This window comes from Rhodococcus sp. ACPA4 (assembly GCF_002300185.1).
Classification (GTDB): domain Bacteria; phylum Actinomycetota; class Actinomycetes; order Mycobacteriales; family Mycobacteriaceae; genus Rhodococcus_F; species Rhodococcus_F globerula.
In genome coordinates this window covers 3,993,013-4,007,897 of record NZ_NSDY01000001.1, presented here as the reverse complement: position 1 = coordinate 4,007,897, position 14,885 = coordinate 3,993,013, and the positions used below count along the sequence as shown (strand labels likewise).

Annotated in this window: 15 protein-coding genes; 6 read left to right on the top strand and 9 right to left on the bottom strand. The window is 61.2% G+C overall.

What is annotated here, in order from left to right:
* Positions 1-2: 2 nt before the first annotated feature.
* The 4 genes from benB to CJ178_RS18295 all read right to left on the bottom strand — a co-directional run bounded on the left by benB (position 3) and on the right by CJ178_RS18295 (position 4,368).
* Positions 3-512, bottom strand: coding sequence for a benzoate 1,2-dioxygenase small subunit (benB, locus tag CJ178_RS18310; RefSeq protein WP_092804430.1), 510 nt, complete (start codon positions 510-512; stop codon positions 3-5).
* Positions 513-526: 14 nt separating this feature from the next.
* Positions 527-1,924 (bottom strand): benzoate 1,2-dioxygenase large subunit, encoded by a 1,398-nt coding sequence (benA, locus tag CJ178_RS18305; RefSeq protein WP_095887312.1) that lies wholly within the window; start codon positions 1,922-1,924, stop codon positions 527-529.
* Between the two features lie 234 nt (positions 1,925-2,158).
* Positions 2,159-3,787: a 4-hydroxyphenylacetate 3-hydroxylase family protein gene (locus CJ178_RS18300; protein WP_033233584.1), complete on the bottom strand. Its 1,629-nt coding sequence runs from the start codon at positions 3,785-3,787 to the stop codon at positions 2,159-2,161.
* 11 nt (positions 3,788-3,798) lie between these two features.
* Positions 3,799-4,368: a flavin reductase family protein gene (locus CJ178_RS18295; RefSeq protein WP_095887311.1), complete on the bottom strand. Its 570-nt coding sequence runs from the start codon at positions 4,366-4,368 to the stop codon at positions 3,799-3,801.
* A 272-nt stretch (positions 4,369-4,640) separates the two neighbouring features.
* Here CJ178_RS18295 and CJ178_RS18290 point away from each other — a divergent pair, with 272 nt between their 5' ends.
* On the top strand, positions 4,641-5,579 hold the full coding sequence (locus tag CJ178_RS18290; protein ID WP_033233582.1) for an AraC family transcriptional regulator: 939 nt from the start codon (positions 4,641-4,643) through the stop codon (positions 5,577-5,579).
* Here the strand turns inward: CJ178_RS18290 and CJ178_RS18285 are convergent.
* Positions 5,576-6,346 carry an IclR family transcriptional regulator gene (locus CJ178_RS18285; protein ID WP_095887310.1) on the bottom strand — a complete coding sequence of 257 codons (771 nt, stop codon included), beginning with the start codon at positions 6,344-6,346 and terminating at the stop codon, positions 5,576-5,578. The two genes, CJ178_RS18290 and CJ178_RS18285, sit on opposite strands and share 4 nt — an antisense overlap.
* 199 nt (positions 6,347-6,545) lie before the next feature.
* Here CJ178_RS18285 and catA point away from each other — a divergent pair, with 199 nt between their 5' ends.
* Genes catA through catC form a run of 3 tightly spaced genes read left to right on the top strand, consistent with a single transcriptional unit; the run spans position 6,546 to position 8,832 of the window.
* Positions 6,546-7,385 (top strand): catechol 1,2-dioxygenase, encoded by an 840-nt coding sequence (gene catA / locus CJ178_RS18280; RefSeq protein ID WP_033233580.1) that lies wholly within the window; start codon positions 6,546-6,548, stop codon positions 7,383-7,385.
* Positions 7,386-7,414: 29 nt separating this feature from the next.
* Positions 7,415-8,536, top strand: coding sequence for a muconate/chloromuconate family cycloisomerase (locus tag CJ178_RS18275; protein WP_045065377.1), 1,122 nt, complete (start codon positions 7,415-7,417; stop codon positions 8,534-8,536).
* Positions 8,537-8,550: 14 nt separating this feature from the next.
* A complete protein-coding gene (gene catC / locus CJ178_RS18270) occupies positions 8,551-8,832 on the top strand; it encodes a muconolactone Delta-isomerase (RefSeq protein ID WP_045065374.1) in 282 nt (93 codons plus the stop codon).
* A gap of 59 nt (positions 8,833-8,891) precedes the next feature.
* Here the strand turns inward: catC and CJ178_RS18265 are convergent, their stop codons facing one another.
* From CJ178_RS18265 to CJ178_RS18255, 3 genes are all read right to left on the bottom strand, one after another.
* Positions 8,892-10,007, bottom strand: a complete 1,116-nt coding sequence (locus CJ178_RS18265) for an NDMA-dependent alcohol dehydrogenase (RefSeq protein WP_033233577.1) — start codon at positions 10,005-10,007, stop codon at positions 8,892-8,894.
* Between the two features lie 126 nt (positions 10,008-10,133).
* Complete coding sequence (locus CJ178_RS18260; protein ID WP_257013252.1) at positions 10,134-11,849, bottom strand: PucR family transcriptional regulator; 1,716 nt, start codon at positions 11,847-11,849, stop codon at positions 10,134-10,136.
* 77 nt (positions 11,850-11,926) lie between these two features.
* On the bottom strand, positions 11,927-13,264 hold the full coding sequence (locus CJ178_RS18255) for an ABC1 kinase family protein (RefSeq protein ID WP_373557482.1): 1,338 nt from the start codon (positions 13,262-13,264) through the stop codon (positions 11,927-11,929).
* A 206-nt stretch (positions 13,265-13,470) separates the two neighbouring features.
* Between CJ178_RS18255 and CJ178_RS18250 the strand changes: the two genes are divergently transcribed.
* Together CJ178_RS18250 and CJ178_RS18245 are read left to right on the top strand one after the other, a co-directional pair.
* Positions 13,471-14,190, top strand: a complete 720-nt coding sequence (locus CJ178_RS18250; protein ID WP_095887308.1) for a 2OG-Fe(II) oxygenase — start codon at positions 13,471-13,473, stop codon at positions 14,188-14,190.
* Positions 14,180-14,473 carry an Ada metal-binding domain-containing protein gene (locus CJ178_RS18245; RefSeq protein ID WP_095887307.1) on the top strand — a complete coding sequence of 98 codons (294 nt, stop codon included), beginning with the start codon at positions 14,180-14,182 and terminating at the stop codon, positions 14,471-14,473. The genes CJ178_RS18250 and CJ178_RS18245 overlap by 11 nt, the downstream gene beginning before the upstream one ends.
* Here CJ178_RS18245 and CJ178_RS18240 read toward each other — a convergent pair.
* A complete protein-coding gene (locus tag CJ178_RS18240) occupies positions 14,436-14,864 on the bottom strand; it encodes a VOC family protein (RefSeq protein WP_095887306.1) in 429 nt (142 codons plus the stop codon). The genes CJ178_RS18245 and CJ178_RS18240 overlap by 38 nt on opposite strands.
* Positions 14,865-14,885: the final 21 nt, after the last annotated feature.

Here is a 14,885-nt window from a genome sequence, read left to right as displayed (position 1 = left end):
CGTCAGAAGTGATAGATGTCGACAACATGATGGATGTAGTCGTTCTTGAGGACTACCTTCTTCTTCAGGATCAACGGCTGCTCGCCCGAGAAATCGATCGTGTAATGCGAGGTGCCGAAGTAGGTGTCGACGGTGTTGTAACGGAAGTACAGCGTGAACCAGTTGAAGCGCACGTCTACTACCGAACCGCGTGCCTCGAGGATTTCGACGTTGGTGATGTTGTGGCCGGTGCGCGGTTCGGGAAGGCTTGTCGCGCTGGAACGATCGGTGCGGATGCGAAATACGCGATCTTCGATGCCGCCCCGGTTGGGGTAGTAGATCAATGAGATTTCCGCCTGCGGATCGGTAGTCAGTTCACCGTCGTCGGCCCAGGCGGGCATCCAGTACTCGGAATCGGGGTGGTAGCACTCGATCCACTTCTCGAATTCACGATCGTCGAGATAGCGGGCTTCGCGGTAGAGGAACTGCTGCACGGATTCGAGGGTGACGGCATTGGCGGTTGCTAGTGTCATGGTGATCGAGATCCTCAGTTGGTCCGGGCAGAAGCGGCTTGTTCGGCATCGACCGCGGCGATCATGGCGTCGCGCCAGTAGCCGTGCTGAATCGGGTACAGGCCTTCGTCCTCGGTCTTGGATCCGCTGGAGAGAACGCGGTCCATGCCTAGGTCCTTGGCAACGTCATTGGGTCCGGAAATTTGGTGTGTCACACCACGGCTCAGATCATTCCACGGCGCACCGGCGGCCTGATAGGTCTTTTGGCAGGACCGGAACTCTTCGAGGTCGTCCGGGGTGGCCATGCCGCTTGCATTGAAGAAGTCCTCGTACTGACGGATGCGGTTGCTTCGGGCTGCGGCACTTTCGCCCTTGGGTGCGATGCAGTAGATCGTGACTTCGGTCTGGTCAACAGAGATCGGGCGGAAGTGCCGGATCTGACTGCTGAACTGATCCATGAGGTAGACGTTCGGATAGAGGCAGAGGTTCCTTGACGCACCAACCATGAATTCGGCCTTCTTGGAACCGAACTGAGCCTCCAGCTCCGCTTTACGCTCGAACAGTGGGCGGTCTTCGGGATTGCCCCACCACATCCACAGAAGGAGGTGTCCGTAGTCGTAGGAGAAGTATCCGCCGCCCTGCTTACCCCAGGTACCGGCGTCCATCGCCTTGGTTTCGTTGGCCGATTCTCCGGCGGTGCGGCGGGCTGTGGTGGCGGCGTAGTTCCAGTGCGTCGAGGACACGTGGTAGCCGTCAGCGCCGTTCTCGGTCTGCAACTTCCAGTTGCCGTCGTACGTGTAGGTGGAGGCGCCGCGCAGCACTTCGAGTCCGTCGGGTGACTGGTCGACGATCATGTCGATCACCTTCGTGGTGTCACCGAGATGTTCTTCGAGGGGCAGGACGTCCGGATTGAGGCTGCCGAAGAGGAACCCTCGATAATTTTCGAATCGTGCGACCTTGGTCAGGTCGTGTGAGCCGTCCTTGTTGAACTGTTCCGGGTAGCCGCCGGTCCGAGCATCCTTGGCCTTGAGGAGCTTTCCACTGTTGTTGAACGTCCATCCGTGGAACGGGCAGGTGAAGGTGGTTCGGTTATCTGTCTTGCGGCGGCAGAGCATCGCGCCGCGGTGGCTGCAGGCATTGATCAGTGCGCCGAGTTCGCCATCCTTGTTTCGGGTGATGACGATGGGCTGACGGCCCATGTAGGTGGTGAAGTAGTCGCCGACGTTGGGGATCTGACTCTCGTGCGCGAGGTAGATCCAATTGCCCTCGAAAATGTGGGTCATCTCGAGGTCGAACAGCTGCTCGTCCGTGAAGACGCTGCGCCGTACCTGGTAGCGGCCGGTTTCCGGGTCCTCGACGAGAGCGTCGTCGAGGGCAGCGCGCATTTTCGCGTATTTGTCTGTGCTCTGAGCAGCGTCCAACATATCTGTCATGGGGTCCTCCAGCTCGACTAGGCGACCAGCTGTGATTACCGAGGGCTGTCGGTATCTGCTTGGGGCCTGCTTTCCGGACGGGGCTGTGTCCGGTACTGGATTCACCTTGACATTCTGTGTTGCGGGTCACACTAGGCATATGCCTAGTCCTGACCCAGGGCATGGTGTTCGTGAACGTGGTCCTGCCGTCAGGGCAGACTCGGCAACGCGAGTCCGCCCTGACGGTGGCGGGAGTTACCGGTTCTTGAAGAAGGAGACGTCGTCGTTGCCGATCAAGTCCGGAACCGTCCAGCCGTCGAGGTCGTATTCACTCAGGCACTGTTCCGCCAGGCCTTTCATGGAACTGGCGTGCCCACGATTCTGCGCGGCGAAGAGGAGTTCCGCCTTGACGTTCTCGTGGTTACCCGAGTAATTCCGCTCGTACAGCTCATGTCGTCCGCCGAACTCGGTTCCGATCGAATCCCACAGAGCCTTCATGACTTTGACACGGTCGACGGCGGTGATCCCGTCGGAACCGCGAACGTACTTGTCGAGGTACGGGCGCACGTCCGGGCTCTTGAAGTCGAGTGAGCTCGACGGCAGGTAGATCAGGCCCGACGCGACGTCCTGTTCGATGATCTCCTTGATCCGCGGGTACCCCTGGATCATGAACATTCGATAGGTGAGGCCGTATTCGAGCTTCGGGATCACCGAATCGCCGACCCACTGTTCGGGATCGCGTGCCATCGATTCGGTCAACGACCAGAAGAGGTTTCGCCAGCCGATCACTTCGCCGACACGGGTCTGGACTCCGCGGAAGCCACCGGCGCCGGTGGCTTCGAGTGCCTTCATCAACAGGCCGGCGATGAAGTCGAGCTTGACAGCCAGGCGAGTGCAGCCCTGAAAGGTGAAGCGCGGCAGGAACCCCGATTGAGGGAAGAATGCGTTGATCCGGTCGACGTCGCCGTACATGAAGACGTTCTCCCACGGCACCAGCACCTTGTCGAAGACGAAGATGGTGTCGTTCTCGTCCATGCGGCTCGACAGCGGGTAGTCGAACGGACTGCCCATCACCGCAGCATGTTCGGTGTACGAGGTGCGGCAGATCAGTTTCACGCCCGGCGCGTCCATCGGTACCGTGCAGATCAGGGCGAACTGCTTCTTCTTGATCGGCAGACCGTAGTGAGCAATGAAGTTGTAGTTGGTGATCGCCGACCCGGTGGCAACAACCTTGGCGCCGCTGACGATCAAACCGGCGTCGGTTTCCTTCTCCACCTTCATGAAGACGTCGCCGACTTCGTCCGGTGGAAGTTGGCGATCCACCGGGGGATTGATGATCGCGTGGTTCCAGTACAGAACCTTCTCCTGCGATTCGCGGTACCAGCGCTCGGCGTTGTCCTGGAACGGTGCGTACAACTCCTTGTTGGCGTGGAGGGTTCCCAGGAAACTTGCCTTGTAGTCGGGGGAGCGGCCCATCCAGCCGTAGGTCATACGAGCCCACGTCGCGATGGCGTCGCGCTCTTTGAGCAGATCAGCCGACGACGTCGGGGTGCGGAAGAACGGCATGGTGACACCGCCGTTGCCCGTGTCGGTCGGAACAGTCAGGGCGTCCACGTGCTCGCCGGTGTGCAGAGCGTCGTACAGCCTTGCGGTCATACGGATCGGATTCCGGAAAGCGGGATGCGTCGTGACGTCCTTGACGCGATCACCGTGAAGCCAGATCTCGCGACCGTCCTGCAGGCTCGAGATGTACTCGTCGCCGGTCATCGGCCGGGTGGCGAAGTTCTTCGTGCGGTTGGCTTCGCAATCGGCGGCCGGATTGGCCTGTGGCGCTCCGGAATCTGCGGGGTCGACGCCGGTGGGAGGAATTTCGGTGGTCGTCATGGCAAAGCCTTTCAGATCGTTTGGGGTGCGGGCTGAAGATGAAGCGGAGTGAACGAAGTGGTGGCGTCGAACCACCCGCTGTGCGGGTCGTCCTGACTGCCGTTCCAGACGGTGGTCGACGAGGTAGCGCCTAGATCGTGAAAAGTGCTTCGGTAGAAGAGGAGTGGATCCTTGCCGCTGGACTGTGCGTCCACGATCTCGCCGATGAAGATGATGTGATCACCGCCGTCGTACTCCTTCCACGGGATGCACGAGATGGTTGCTGCGGCGCCGTCGAGCAGGGGAGCGGTCGGTCCGTCGATCCATCGCGGCTCGGTGCGCTGTGGCCGGCCCGCAAAATGCATGGCCGTGTCCACTTGGTCGGCGGCAAGGATGTTGACGGCAAACGGCGCGTTGCCGAGGTAGCCGCACGCCTTGGACTTTCGCGTCATCGTTATCTGGCACAGGCGTGGTTCCAGGGAGATTGCCGTGAATGCGGTGACCGTGGCCCCGTGTGGCTGACCGTCGGCGTTGGTGCAGGTGATGACGGTGACGCCGCTGGCGAATTGGCCGAAGATGCCTCGAAGCTGATTTTGTTCCATGACCGGACCTCCTTGTCGGATGGCTGGTGAGTGAGAGTGCCGCGAAGTGCGGGAGGCGGAAGTAGCAGACGACTCGCGCCGGGAGTGAAGACGAACGTACGGCGAGCGCGGCCTTCGGTCGATCCGTACAGCGCGGTGTCTATCCGGATTGCGCACCCGATCACGGCCGGTACCCGTTTTTCCTTGGAGGTGACCGGGGACACAGTGTTCAATGATGTTCAGCGCCCATGCTCGGCAATGTGGCTGGTCACGGGTTGGGAAGGTGAAGGACGATGGTCGATTCCATGATCGGTACAGCTCCGCGGGACTGGGACGAGGCATGTCATGCGGTGTCGGACGCCTACTTCCCGCACACGCTCACGCCGTTGTCACGGCACGCGGCCAGTGGGGTAGGGGTGTGCACCGCTGAGTTGGGTCCGCTGCGGATCGCTCATATTCGATGGGGCGCAGACGTCGCAGTCGAATCCGATCATCCCGGTGCCTACGGGGTGAACATCCCGCTCTCAGGCGAGCTCGAGTCGGTGTTCGCGGGATCGCACGTGTTCTCGACGGAGGGTGTGGCGACGGTGTGTCCACCCGACATCACCACAAGAATCACGCGTTGGAGCGCGGACTGCGAGATTGTCGGAGTCCGGATGGACCGCGAATACCTCGACCGCGAGATGGAGAAGGTACTCGGCCGACCCGGAATGCGCCTACCCGATCAAGTGGATCTCCGCGGGGACGACGGAGCCAGGTGGCTGAAATTTGTTCGCTCACTGTCGGATCAGATCCTCGGCCCGGTTGGAGTGCTGCACAACGAACTGGTGGCAGGCCAGCTCTCCGGCGCTGTGATCTCGGCGTTTGTCCTTGCCGCGATGCCCGAAAGTGAGGATGCGGTGCGACACGCCAGGCCGCGCATCGTCAAGCGCGTACTCGACGAGATGCACGACGACCCGGCCAGGGTGTGGACCGCAGCGGAGATGGCCGAGGTGGCGGGCGTCAGCGTACGGAGATTGCAGGAAGGATTTCGGCAGTACGTGGGCCGGAGCCCGTCGGAATGCCTGCTCGACATCCGTCTCGAACGGGTCCACGCAGATCTGCGCGATGCCGACGACTCGACGACGGTCACCGATGTTGCTGTGAGATGGGGTTTTACGCACACCGGACGGTTTGCGTCGTCATTCCGGCGTAAGTACGGTCTGTTGCCTTCTGAAGTATTGAGAAGTTAGCTCCGGTATCCCATGTCTGCGCTGAGTTGATTTGCCTTCTCCACGAGGAACGGTGCGACGTCGGTGCGGAAGGCTTCCGGGGTAGTTCGTCCCGCCGACGTTGAACACGCTGTCACGCCGACGACGCTTCCGCCGGCATCGCGGACGGGGGCGGCGAGGGAGATCAAACCGTCTTCGAGTTCCTCGGAGGTGAGGGCGTAGCCCTGTTCGCGCACAACACGAAGCGCGGTGTGGAATGCGCCTTCGTCGGTGATCGTGGTGGGTGTGAGGGCGTCGAACGTGGAGTTTGCGATGACGTTGTCAATGATGTCGGTTGGCGCCCACGCGAGCAGGGCGCGGCCCATGGAGGTGGCATATGCAGGCACTCGGGTGCCGACGCTGACGTTGATGCTCATGATCCGGCGGACGGGTACACGGGCGGCGTAGACCACGTCGACGCCGTCGAGCACGCCCAGTGACGCCGACTCGTGAGTGTGTTCTGCGATCTCCAGCAGGCGGGGGAGTGCCGCCTCCGTCAGGGCGTGTGACGCCGAATAGTGCTGCCCGATGCTCAGAACGCGAGGGGTGAGCGACCACCGACTGTTGTTGCCGGTGACGTACCCGAGCTTTTGAAGGGTGAGGAGGATGCGCCGCACGGCAGGGCGGGAGAGCCCTGTTTCAGCGGCAAGATCGGCGAGCGACGGATTGGGATTCTTCTCGTCGAATGCCGTCAGTACCGCAAATCCACGCTCGATGCTCTGGATGTAATCGCGATCGTTCTCGGTCACGGGATAGCCCTTCAGCTGCGGTTATGTCGACGTAGTACGCCCGAAGGTTGACAAAGGTCTGTGATTGGGCGCACAGTACAAGCGTACGCACAGCGTAACAGATGTACGCAGAGCGTACAACCAGACTTGGGAAGCCGACTCAGCCCAGCAGTACGGCGCCCACCCGGTAACAGCCATACACGGCCCCGAGGAGGACCACATGACCACTTCCGAGAGCCCCACCGCAGTAGGTTCGGGCACCGCCGCCACCGACAAGTTCCTCCAGGAACGAGTCAGTGCGGACACCCCGCCCGAGCGTGTCTCGGCCATCGCCAAGGACGTCCTCGAAGCACTTGCCGGCGTCATCGACAAGCATGGTGTCACCTACCCCGAGTATCGGGTTCTCAAGCAGTGGCTGATCGACATCGGCCAGTTCGGTGAATGGCCGCTCTGGCTGGACGTCTTCCTCGAGCACAACGTCGAAGAGGTTGCGTACCGCGGCCAGAGCGGTACGAAGGGCAGCATCGAGGGGCCGTACTACGTGGCCGACGCCAAGACATTGGCGGCTAAGTGCGAACTTCCCATGCGTGACAACGAGGTTGGATCGAAGCTGGTCTTCGAGGGGCAGGTCCGTGACCTCGACGGCAACGGGTTGGACGGGGCCACCGTCGAGCTGTGGCATGCGGACGACGAGGGATACTACTCCCATTTCGCGCCGCACATCCCCGACGGGAACCTCCGCGGAACGATCGTGACCGACGGAGAGGGACGGTTCGAGATCACCACGATTCAGCCTGCGCCGTACCAGATTCCGACCGACGGACCCACCGGCTGGTTCATCGAGAAGGCCGGCTGGCACCCGTGGCGTCCGGCGCACCTGCACCTCATGGTGAAGGCTCCCGGCAAGCGCACGATCACCACTCAGCTCTACTTCTCCGGTGGTGAGTGGATCGAGAACGATGTCGCAACGGCCACGAAGCCGGAACTGATTCTCGATCCGAAGCCGGGTGCCGATGGAATCAACCGGGTCACATACGACTTCGTGCTCGACCCGGCCTGATCCACAACTGTTCGAAAGAAAGTGATTTGATGACAGACCTGTCGATCGTCTCCATCGAGACGACCATCCTCGACGTTCCCCTCGTACGCCCCCACAAGTTCGCCACGACGTCGATGACGGCGCAGCCGTTGCTGCTGGTCGCGATCCGCACGTCCGACGGAGTGATCGGTTACGGCGAAGGTGTCGTTCCGGGCGGTCCGTGGTGGGGCGGCGAATCGGTGGAGACGATGCAGGTCATCATCGAGAAGTACATAGCGCCCGTAGTTGTCGGCCGGCGCGTCGATCAGATCACTGCGATCATGGCCGACATCGAGAAGGTTGTTGCCAATGCGCGATTCGCGAAGGCTGCCGTCGACGTGGCGTTGCACGATGCCTGGGCTCGCAGCCTGGGTGTGCCGGTGCACACGCTGCTCGGCGGGGCCTTCCGCGAAAGCGTCGACGTCACATGGGCACTGGGTGCGGCGCCGGCGGCAGAGATCATCGAGGAAGCTCACGAAAAGCTCGAAGCCCGACTCAATTTCAGCTTCAAACTCAAGATGGGCGCACTTGATCCTGCCGTCGATGTTGCGCGCATCGTCGAGATCGCGCAGGCGCTCGACGGTCATGCCGGTGTCCGCGTCGACGTCAACGCGCGGTGGGATCGCTTCACTGCGCTGCGGTACCTGCCGCAACTCGCCGAGGGCGGCGTCGAGTTGATCGAACAGCCCACTCCAGCAGACCAAATCGAGGTCCTCGCAGAACTCAGTAGGTTGTTACCGATTCCGATCATGGCCGACGAGAGCGTGCAGACGCCGCACGACGCTCTGGAAATCGCACGTCGCAGCGCTGCCGACGTCATCGCGCTCAAGACCACCAAGTGCGGTGGGTTGCAGCGTAGCCGCGAGGTCGTCGCGATTGCCAAGGCTGCGGGTATCGCGTGCCACGGTGCGACGTCCATCGAAGGGCCGATCGGTACAGCGGCTTCATTGCACTTCGCCTGCGCCGAGCCCGGAATCAACTTCGGAACAGAGCTTTTCGGACCGTTGCTTTTCAGTGAGGAATTGCTCCAGGAACCCCTGAAGTATTCCGAAGGTCAGTTGCACCTTCCCTCCGGGCCTGGCCTGGGAGTCGAACTGAACATGGACGCCGTCAAAACCTGGACCAGGAACTAGAGGACAAGAAGAACATGGCACTGTTTCACGTACGGATGGACGTCGACATTCCACGCGATCTGGACCCGGTGGTGCGCGCGGAGACCGTAGCCACGGAGAAGGCGTACTCGCAAGACCTTCAGCGCCAGGGCAAGTGGGTGCATTTGTGGCGAATCGTGGGTCAGTTCAGCAACATCAGTATCTTCGACGTCGAGTCGGCTGACGAACTGCACGAGATTCTCTGGAATCTCCCCTTGTTCCCGTACATGAGCATCGAAGTCATGCCGTTGACGCAACACGGATCCTCGATCAAGTAGCCGGTCATGCTGCGAGTTCTGTCTGGACTCGACCTGAGGTCGAGTCCAGACAGCGTGTGCTAGAAGTTGATAACGCCGCGGAGGTTCCGGCCGGAATGCATGTCGGCAAAGCCGTCGTTGATCTGATCGAGGGAGTAGCGGTTGGTGATCAACCCGTCGAGGTTGAGCTTTCCGCTCGTGTAGAGATCGATCATCCACGGGATGTCGGCAGTCGGGTTGGAGGCGCCGAAGAGCGATCCCTGAATTCTCTTCTGGTACAGCGTGAGTTCCATCAGGCTCACCGGAATTCCGATGTCCGTCATCTTGCCCAGTCCGGTGACCACGCAGGTACCGGCCTTGCGAATCGACGAGAAAGCCTGTGCCACATGGTCTCCAGTGGTCACGCCGACCGTGACGATCGCGGAGTCGGCGCCCTGGCCGTTGGTGAAGGACCGAGCGATATCGGTTGCTTCTTCCATCGTGGACACTGCGTGTGTGGCACCGAATTTCAGGGAGCTCGTGCGCTTGAATTCGACGGGGTCCACCGCAATGATGTGCGCGGCGCCGGCGTGCGCGGCGCCTTGAACTGCATTGATTCCGATGCCGCCGACGCCCATGACGATCACGGTCTGGCCCGGGTACACCTGGGCGGAGTTGACGGCTGCACCCCAACCGGTGCCGACGCCGCAGCCCAGCAGGCACAGCGTCTCGAGCGGAAGGTGCTTGTCCACCTTGACTGCGGAGAGTGTGCTGACCGTGGTGTATTCGCTGAAGGTGGAGAGGCCGCAGGTCTGTGAAACCGGTTCGCCGTCCAACGACATGCGGTAGCTTTCGGCGTCGCCGGGACGACCACCCGTCATGATTGCTGCGCCGTTGTCGCACAGGTTCTGAATTCCGCTTGCACACCAACGGCATCGGCCACAGGCGGCAAGGAAGGAGAAGATGACGTGGTCGCCTTCTGTCCATCCCTCGGTGTTCGGGCCGACCTCGACCACAACGCCTGCACCTTCGTGGCCACCGCAGATGGGGTAGCGGCCCACTGCGTGATCGCCGCTGGCGATGTGGTCGTCGGAATGGCACAGGCCGGAGGCAACCATTTTGACGGTCAGTTCATTGGTGCGAGGTGAATCGAGTTCGAGGTCGACGACTTCGTACTTGCCGGGCGCTTGACGGATGACGGCTCCGCGAGTTCTCAAGGGTGCTCCTGAGTTAGACGTTCGATTCATTGACGAGTGTTATGTACCGCGCAAGTGGTGCGCGGTACGTGACGTGTCTCGTTGATCGGACGGAGCGCGGTTGCGGGAGTGGTTCAGAGGGGGGCGTCAGAGGGTGGGTGTCAGCCGTTCGGGTTCGGACGGTTCCCGGCTGACAAGTGCTAGTTGAAGCTCTGTCAGTAGTCGTGTGTCCGGTTCGTCGAGCGAGATTCCCATGATCTGCTCAGCGCGACGGACGCGGTACCGCAACGTGTTGGGGTGCACTTTCAGCAGGGCCGCAGCTTTTTTCACATCACCGAACGCAGCGAGGTAGCTCGTGAGTGTGAATTGCATGTCCGACGAGTTCTTGTCGTCGTAAGACAACAAGCGATCCACCCGGGGATCGCGCAGTCGGTCGTTGTCCCCGATCAGGTCGAGGATTTCGCCGAGTAGCACTGCGGTGCGGGAGGCAGCCAGAGTTGTGACGCGGGAGGGCGTGTCGCCGGGAGCGTCGAGTACCCGGTCGACTTCTCTGCGGGCCTCTGGCACCCCGGACAGCCGGGGAATCATCACTGCGACCGCAGCCCGCGCGACGATGTCCGTCGAACTCTCCAGGTAGTGAACTGTGTCGGAGGCCCAGTCGCTGATCAGCGATTCGCCTTCTGCAAGAGGGAAGAGCACGTATATCCGGTCGACTATCGCCGTGGTGACGGCGTCACGTCGGAAAGCGCTGGCGTGCAGGCGCAGTGAGTTCGTCATCCGTCGCAACTCGGCCGGCGTCTGCTCGGTGGTCGCAAATCCCACCACCGCGGCCGGTCCGTCGAGGGATAGTGAGAGTGAATCCGCCAAGGAAGTGATATCGACTCCGCCGCCAAGGGCGCCGAACAGTCGCTGGATCTGGGCGCTCTCCCGGCGGGACGCGTCGAGTATCCGGATCACGATGCGCGAGGCCACTTCTGCTGCGCCGCGAAGCACCTCGTCGGAACCGTCGTGAAGTGGTGTTCCCGCAGTCTGGACCCAGATGGTTCCGAGATGCTGCTGGTGCACGCCGGAGGTAGCGACGCTTGTGCCGCGGCGCCGAATGCTGACGGCCAGCCGGTGTGCGGCGCCGAACTCCGGTGCGGCCGGGATGTCGATGACCTCGTCCGAGCGTCGTAGATGTTCGAATGTGCCTCGCTTCTGCAGCCATTCGCTGTAGCCACTCGGCCATTCGCGGCCGAGCACCGACCGTTGGTGTAATTCGTCCTCATTCTCGTGTCCGGTGGAATGGGCAAGGATGTGCTGGGCATTGTCGTTGATCGTGACCAAACCGCCGGTCAGTTCTGCGACTGTCTCGGAGAGCGCGAACAAGTCGGAATCGCCAGTGGGGTCAAGCCCAGAACCCGGAGCGGTTGCACGACGGCGGTAGGTGTTCTTGATGAGCAACTGCTGTATCAGCGAGTAGATATGACCGGAGCTGGCCTGCGGGTGAACGGACGCGAGCGCGATTCCCGACTTTTCCGCAGCCGCCCGCAATGCGCTTTCGTTGACGGCATTCTTGACGAGCATCAGCTTCGGCTTGCGCTCCGACGCGACCAGCCACTTGATCACCGAATCAATCGGAACTCCGACCGGCAGATACACGTCGGACAGTGCGCCCGCGGGTTCCGTGCCGTCGATGTCGGAGTCTTCGAGGAGTGCCATTGATCGAATCTCGACGTCGAGCCCACCCGGACTGACGAGTAATTCGATGATTGAACTGTCGAATGACGAGATGAGCGTGCCGATAGTGGTGGCAGGGGTCGATCCGCTGATTTGGTTCTCTGCGGACTTCTTCTCGGCAATGGTGGCGGGTGCTGTTTGCACGGCGTGCTCCTTGCGCAGGGGGTTGTAACAGATTAATCCCCGCGCCTGGATTGTCGTAGTAGTTAAGTTAGGCAGATTTATTCCGGAAGGGTGATTCCCAAATTGTGCGCCTTGGCCGTGACGTCGTCGGGAAACATATTCTTGAAAAGGTAAAGGTCCTGACCGATAACCCAGCCCGGTGCGAGCGCGGTGGCATATCGCTCGAAATAGCCGAGCTGCTTGCCGAACAGAACCAATTCCTCGGGGCTGGCCACACCCCACTGTCTGCCTAGCTGGATCAGCGCCATGATGAGTTCACTCAACTTGAGTTCTCCCAGGTCTCGGCCCAGAATTGGCGCTAATGCCGTGGCTACCTGCAGACCGAGTTGGTCGTCGTCCACCTCGTAGTCGGTGGCGTATCCCAAGGCGCGGATACCGCGCGCGACACGGGCGAAGTCTCCGTCGATCAATGTCGCGCGAAACATGTCGGTGAGAATTGTTCGCCACGTTTCGGGGAGAATTCCGACAATTCCGAAATCGAGCATCGCGATTCGACCGTCATCGAGGACCCAGAGATTTCCAGCGTGAACATCACCGTGAAATGGCCCGTGAACAATGACGGATTCGAGCCAAACCTTCACGCCTCGCCGAATCAGCATCCGGGCTTCGTCGACGCCGTCCGGACTCGCGACAAAACGATCGAGAGGGACACCCCGCATTCGCTCCATGCAGATCACTCGAGGCCCGCAGTAATCCCAGTACACCTCGGGCGTCGTCACGCCCGTGTTGTCGCCGAAAGCGCCGATGTTGTTCCGGAACGTTGTTTGCCGATCGGCTTCGACGGCACTGTTCAGTTCCGTCATCGTGGCAGTGTGCAGGTCGCGGATAATGGCCGTGGCGTTGGCTATCCGTAGGAATTCGACGAACTTCTCCAGAATTCTCGCGCCTCGATATGCGGCCCGGAGATCGATGAGCATGCGGGCGTAAATACCCGGCCGCTGAATTTTGATGACGGCTTCACGTCCGTCGTGCAGGACGCACGCATGCACTTGTGCCACCGATGCAGCCGCCAGCGGTTGATCGTCGAACGTCGCGAACAGTTCGGAGATCGAGTATCCGAGGTCGGCTTCCACGACGCTGCGAGCCTGCTGCGCTGGGAAAGGTGGCACGTCGTCAAGGCACCGAAGGCACGCATTCGCCAGTGGTGCCGGGAAAATACCCGACGACGACGCAACCAGTTGACCGAGCTTCACGAACGTCGGGCCGAGGGTGATGAAGCCGTCCACCAAGCCGTCGGAAGCCGCGTCCGCGATGGTGCGTCCGCGTCTGCGGAACGGCCACACGATCAGGGCAAGCATGATCGACGTGGACAACACCACCGCGATGACTGCCGATCGCCACAGCTGAGGGAGGCCGAATCGTTCCAGGTCAGGCATACGTACGTCGAGAGCGCCTACGGGCACCCCTGAAGAGTAGGGACCGACTGGACGTCGTGTGTGGTCCGGCACGGCTCTCCCTTGTTCAACGTTCGACTTTAGTCAGTATGTCGAGTCACACTAACTTGTCGAATGCGGGCAATGCCTCAGCCTACGTACAGCAGGGGCCGTTCTCACGTTTCTGCGCGCAGCATCGTCTACTTCGTATGGACCAGTTCACCGATTTGCCCGCTCGTGTTGATTCCCTCGATTGGCCTGCGCTGATCGAGGGAATCAACACGAGCGGGTGTGCGCAGACGGGACCGTTGCTCGATGAGTCGGAATGCAAGGAAATTGCGTCCTGGTACGCGGAGGTGGGCCGATTTCGGAGCACGATCGACATGGCGCGGTACCGATTCGGGCAAGGGGAGTACCGATACTTTCATGATCCGGTGCCGGACCCGATCACGGTCATGCGAGCCGCCTTCTACCGGCAGCTTCTGCCTGTTGCGCGTGAGTGGGCTTTCAACGTGGGGGATCACGCGCCCTGGCCGGATACCTTCGACGAATGGATCGAGTTGTGCCATGACGGCGGCCAACAGCGTCCGACGCCGATTCTGCTGTCCTACGGCCCTGGTGACTGGAATGCGCTGCACCGGGACCTGTACGGCGAGTTGGTATTTCCGATGCAAGTGGTGATCGGGCTGGACAAGCCGCACATCGATTACACGGGCGGTGAATTCATGATCGTGGAGCAGCGGCCGCGCGCCCAGTCCAAGGGAACCGTCATAGTGCTCGAGCAAGGACATGCCCTGATATTCACCACCAGGGACAGGCCGGTTCCCAGCGCGCGCGGTTGGTCCAGAGCGCCTGTGCGTCATGGTGTCAGCGTCGTGAAGTCAGGGGCGCGTCGAACCTTGGGATTGGTGCTTCATGATGCCGAATAAGTCGTACATCCTCCGTGATGCCGACAACAAGCCGTACGACAGTCAGGCACCCGGAGTGCTTGGTGGACACCGGAAAACGAAGATCTACGGTCGACTCGACTGCAGAGGGGCTGCGCGGGCAATCGCGCGTGGCGGTTATGTCGCCAGTCGGGTGTTCTTCGCCGACGAGCCGACCGCGATTGCGGCCGGCTATCGACCCTGCGCTGTCTGCATGCCCGCGGACTATGCAGTGTGGAAGGCTGCTTCTACTGGCCGAAGCGGTCCTGGTACTCCTTCGGAATGAGTGGCTTTTCGCCGCGAACCTTCAGTTGCTGAACCGCCCAGGTGTTGCCGTCAGGATCGGAGAACCCGAAGAAGGTGCCGCCGTCACGCTCGTCGAAAACCGTGACCTCGCTGGCGTCGACGCCCCGGTCGATGAGCTCCTGCCTGGCCGCTGCCGCGTCGGACACAACCAATTGCAGGCCCTTCAACGAGCCGGGAGGCATCTCGGTTTGTGACGGCAGGTTGCCGATGACGATGGAACAACCCGATCCACGTGGCGTGAGCTGAGCGACCGTCATGTGCTCGTTCACGGTGTGGTGATCGAGATTGAATCCGACCTGATCGCGATAGAACGCAATGGAACGCCCCAGATCGCTGACCGGAACTATGACAACTTCAAGCGTCCAATCCATGAGAGTGCCTTTCGCAGTGAG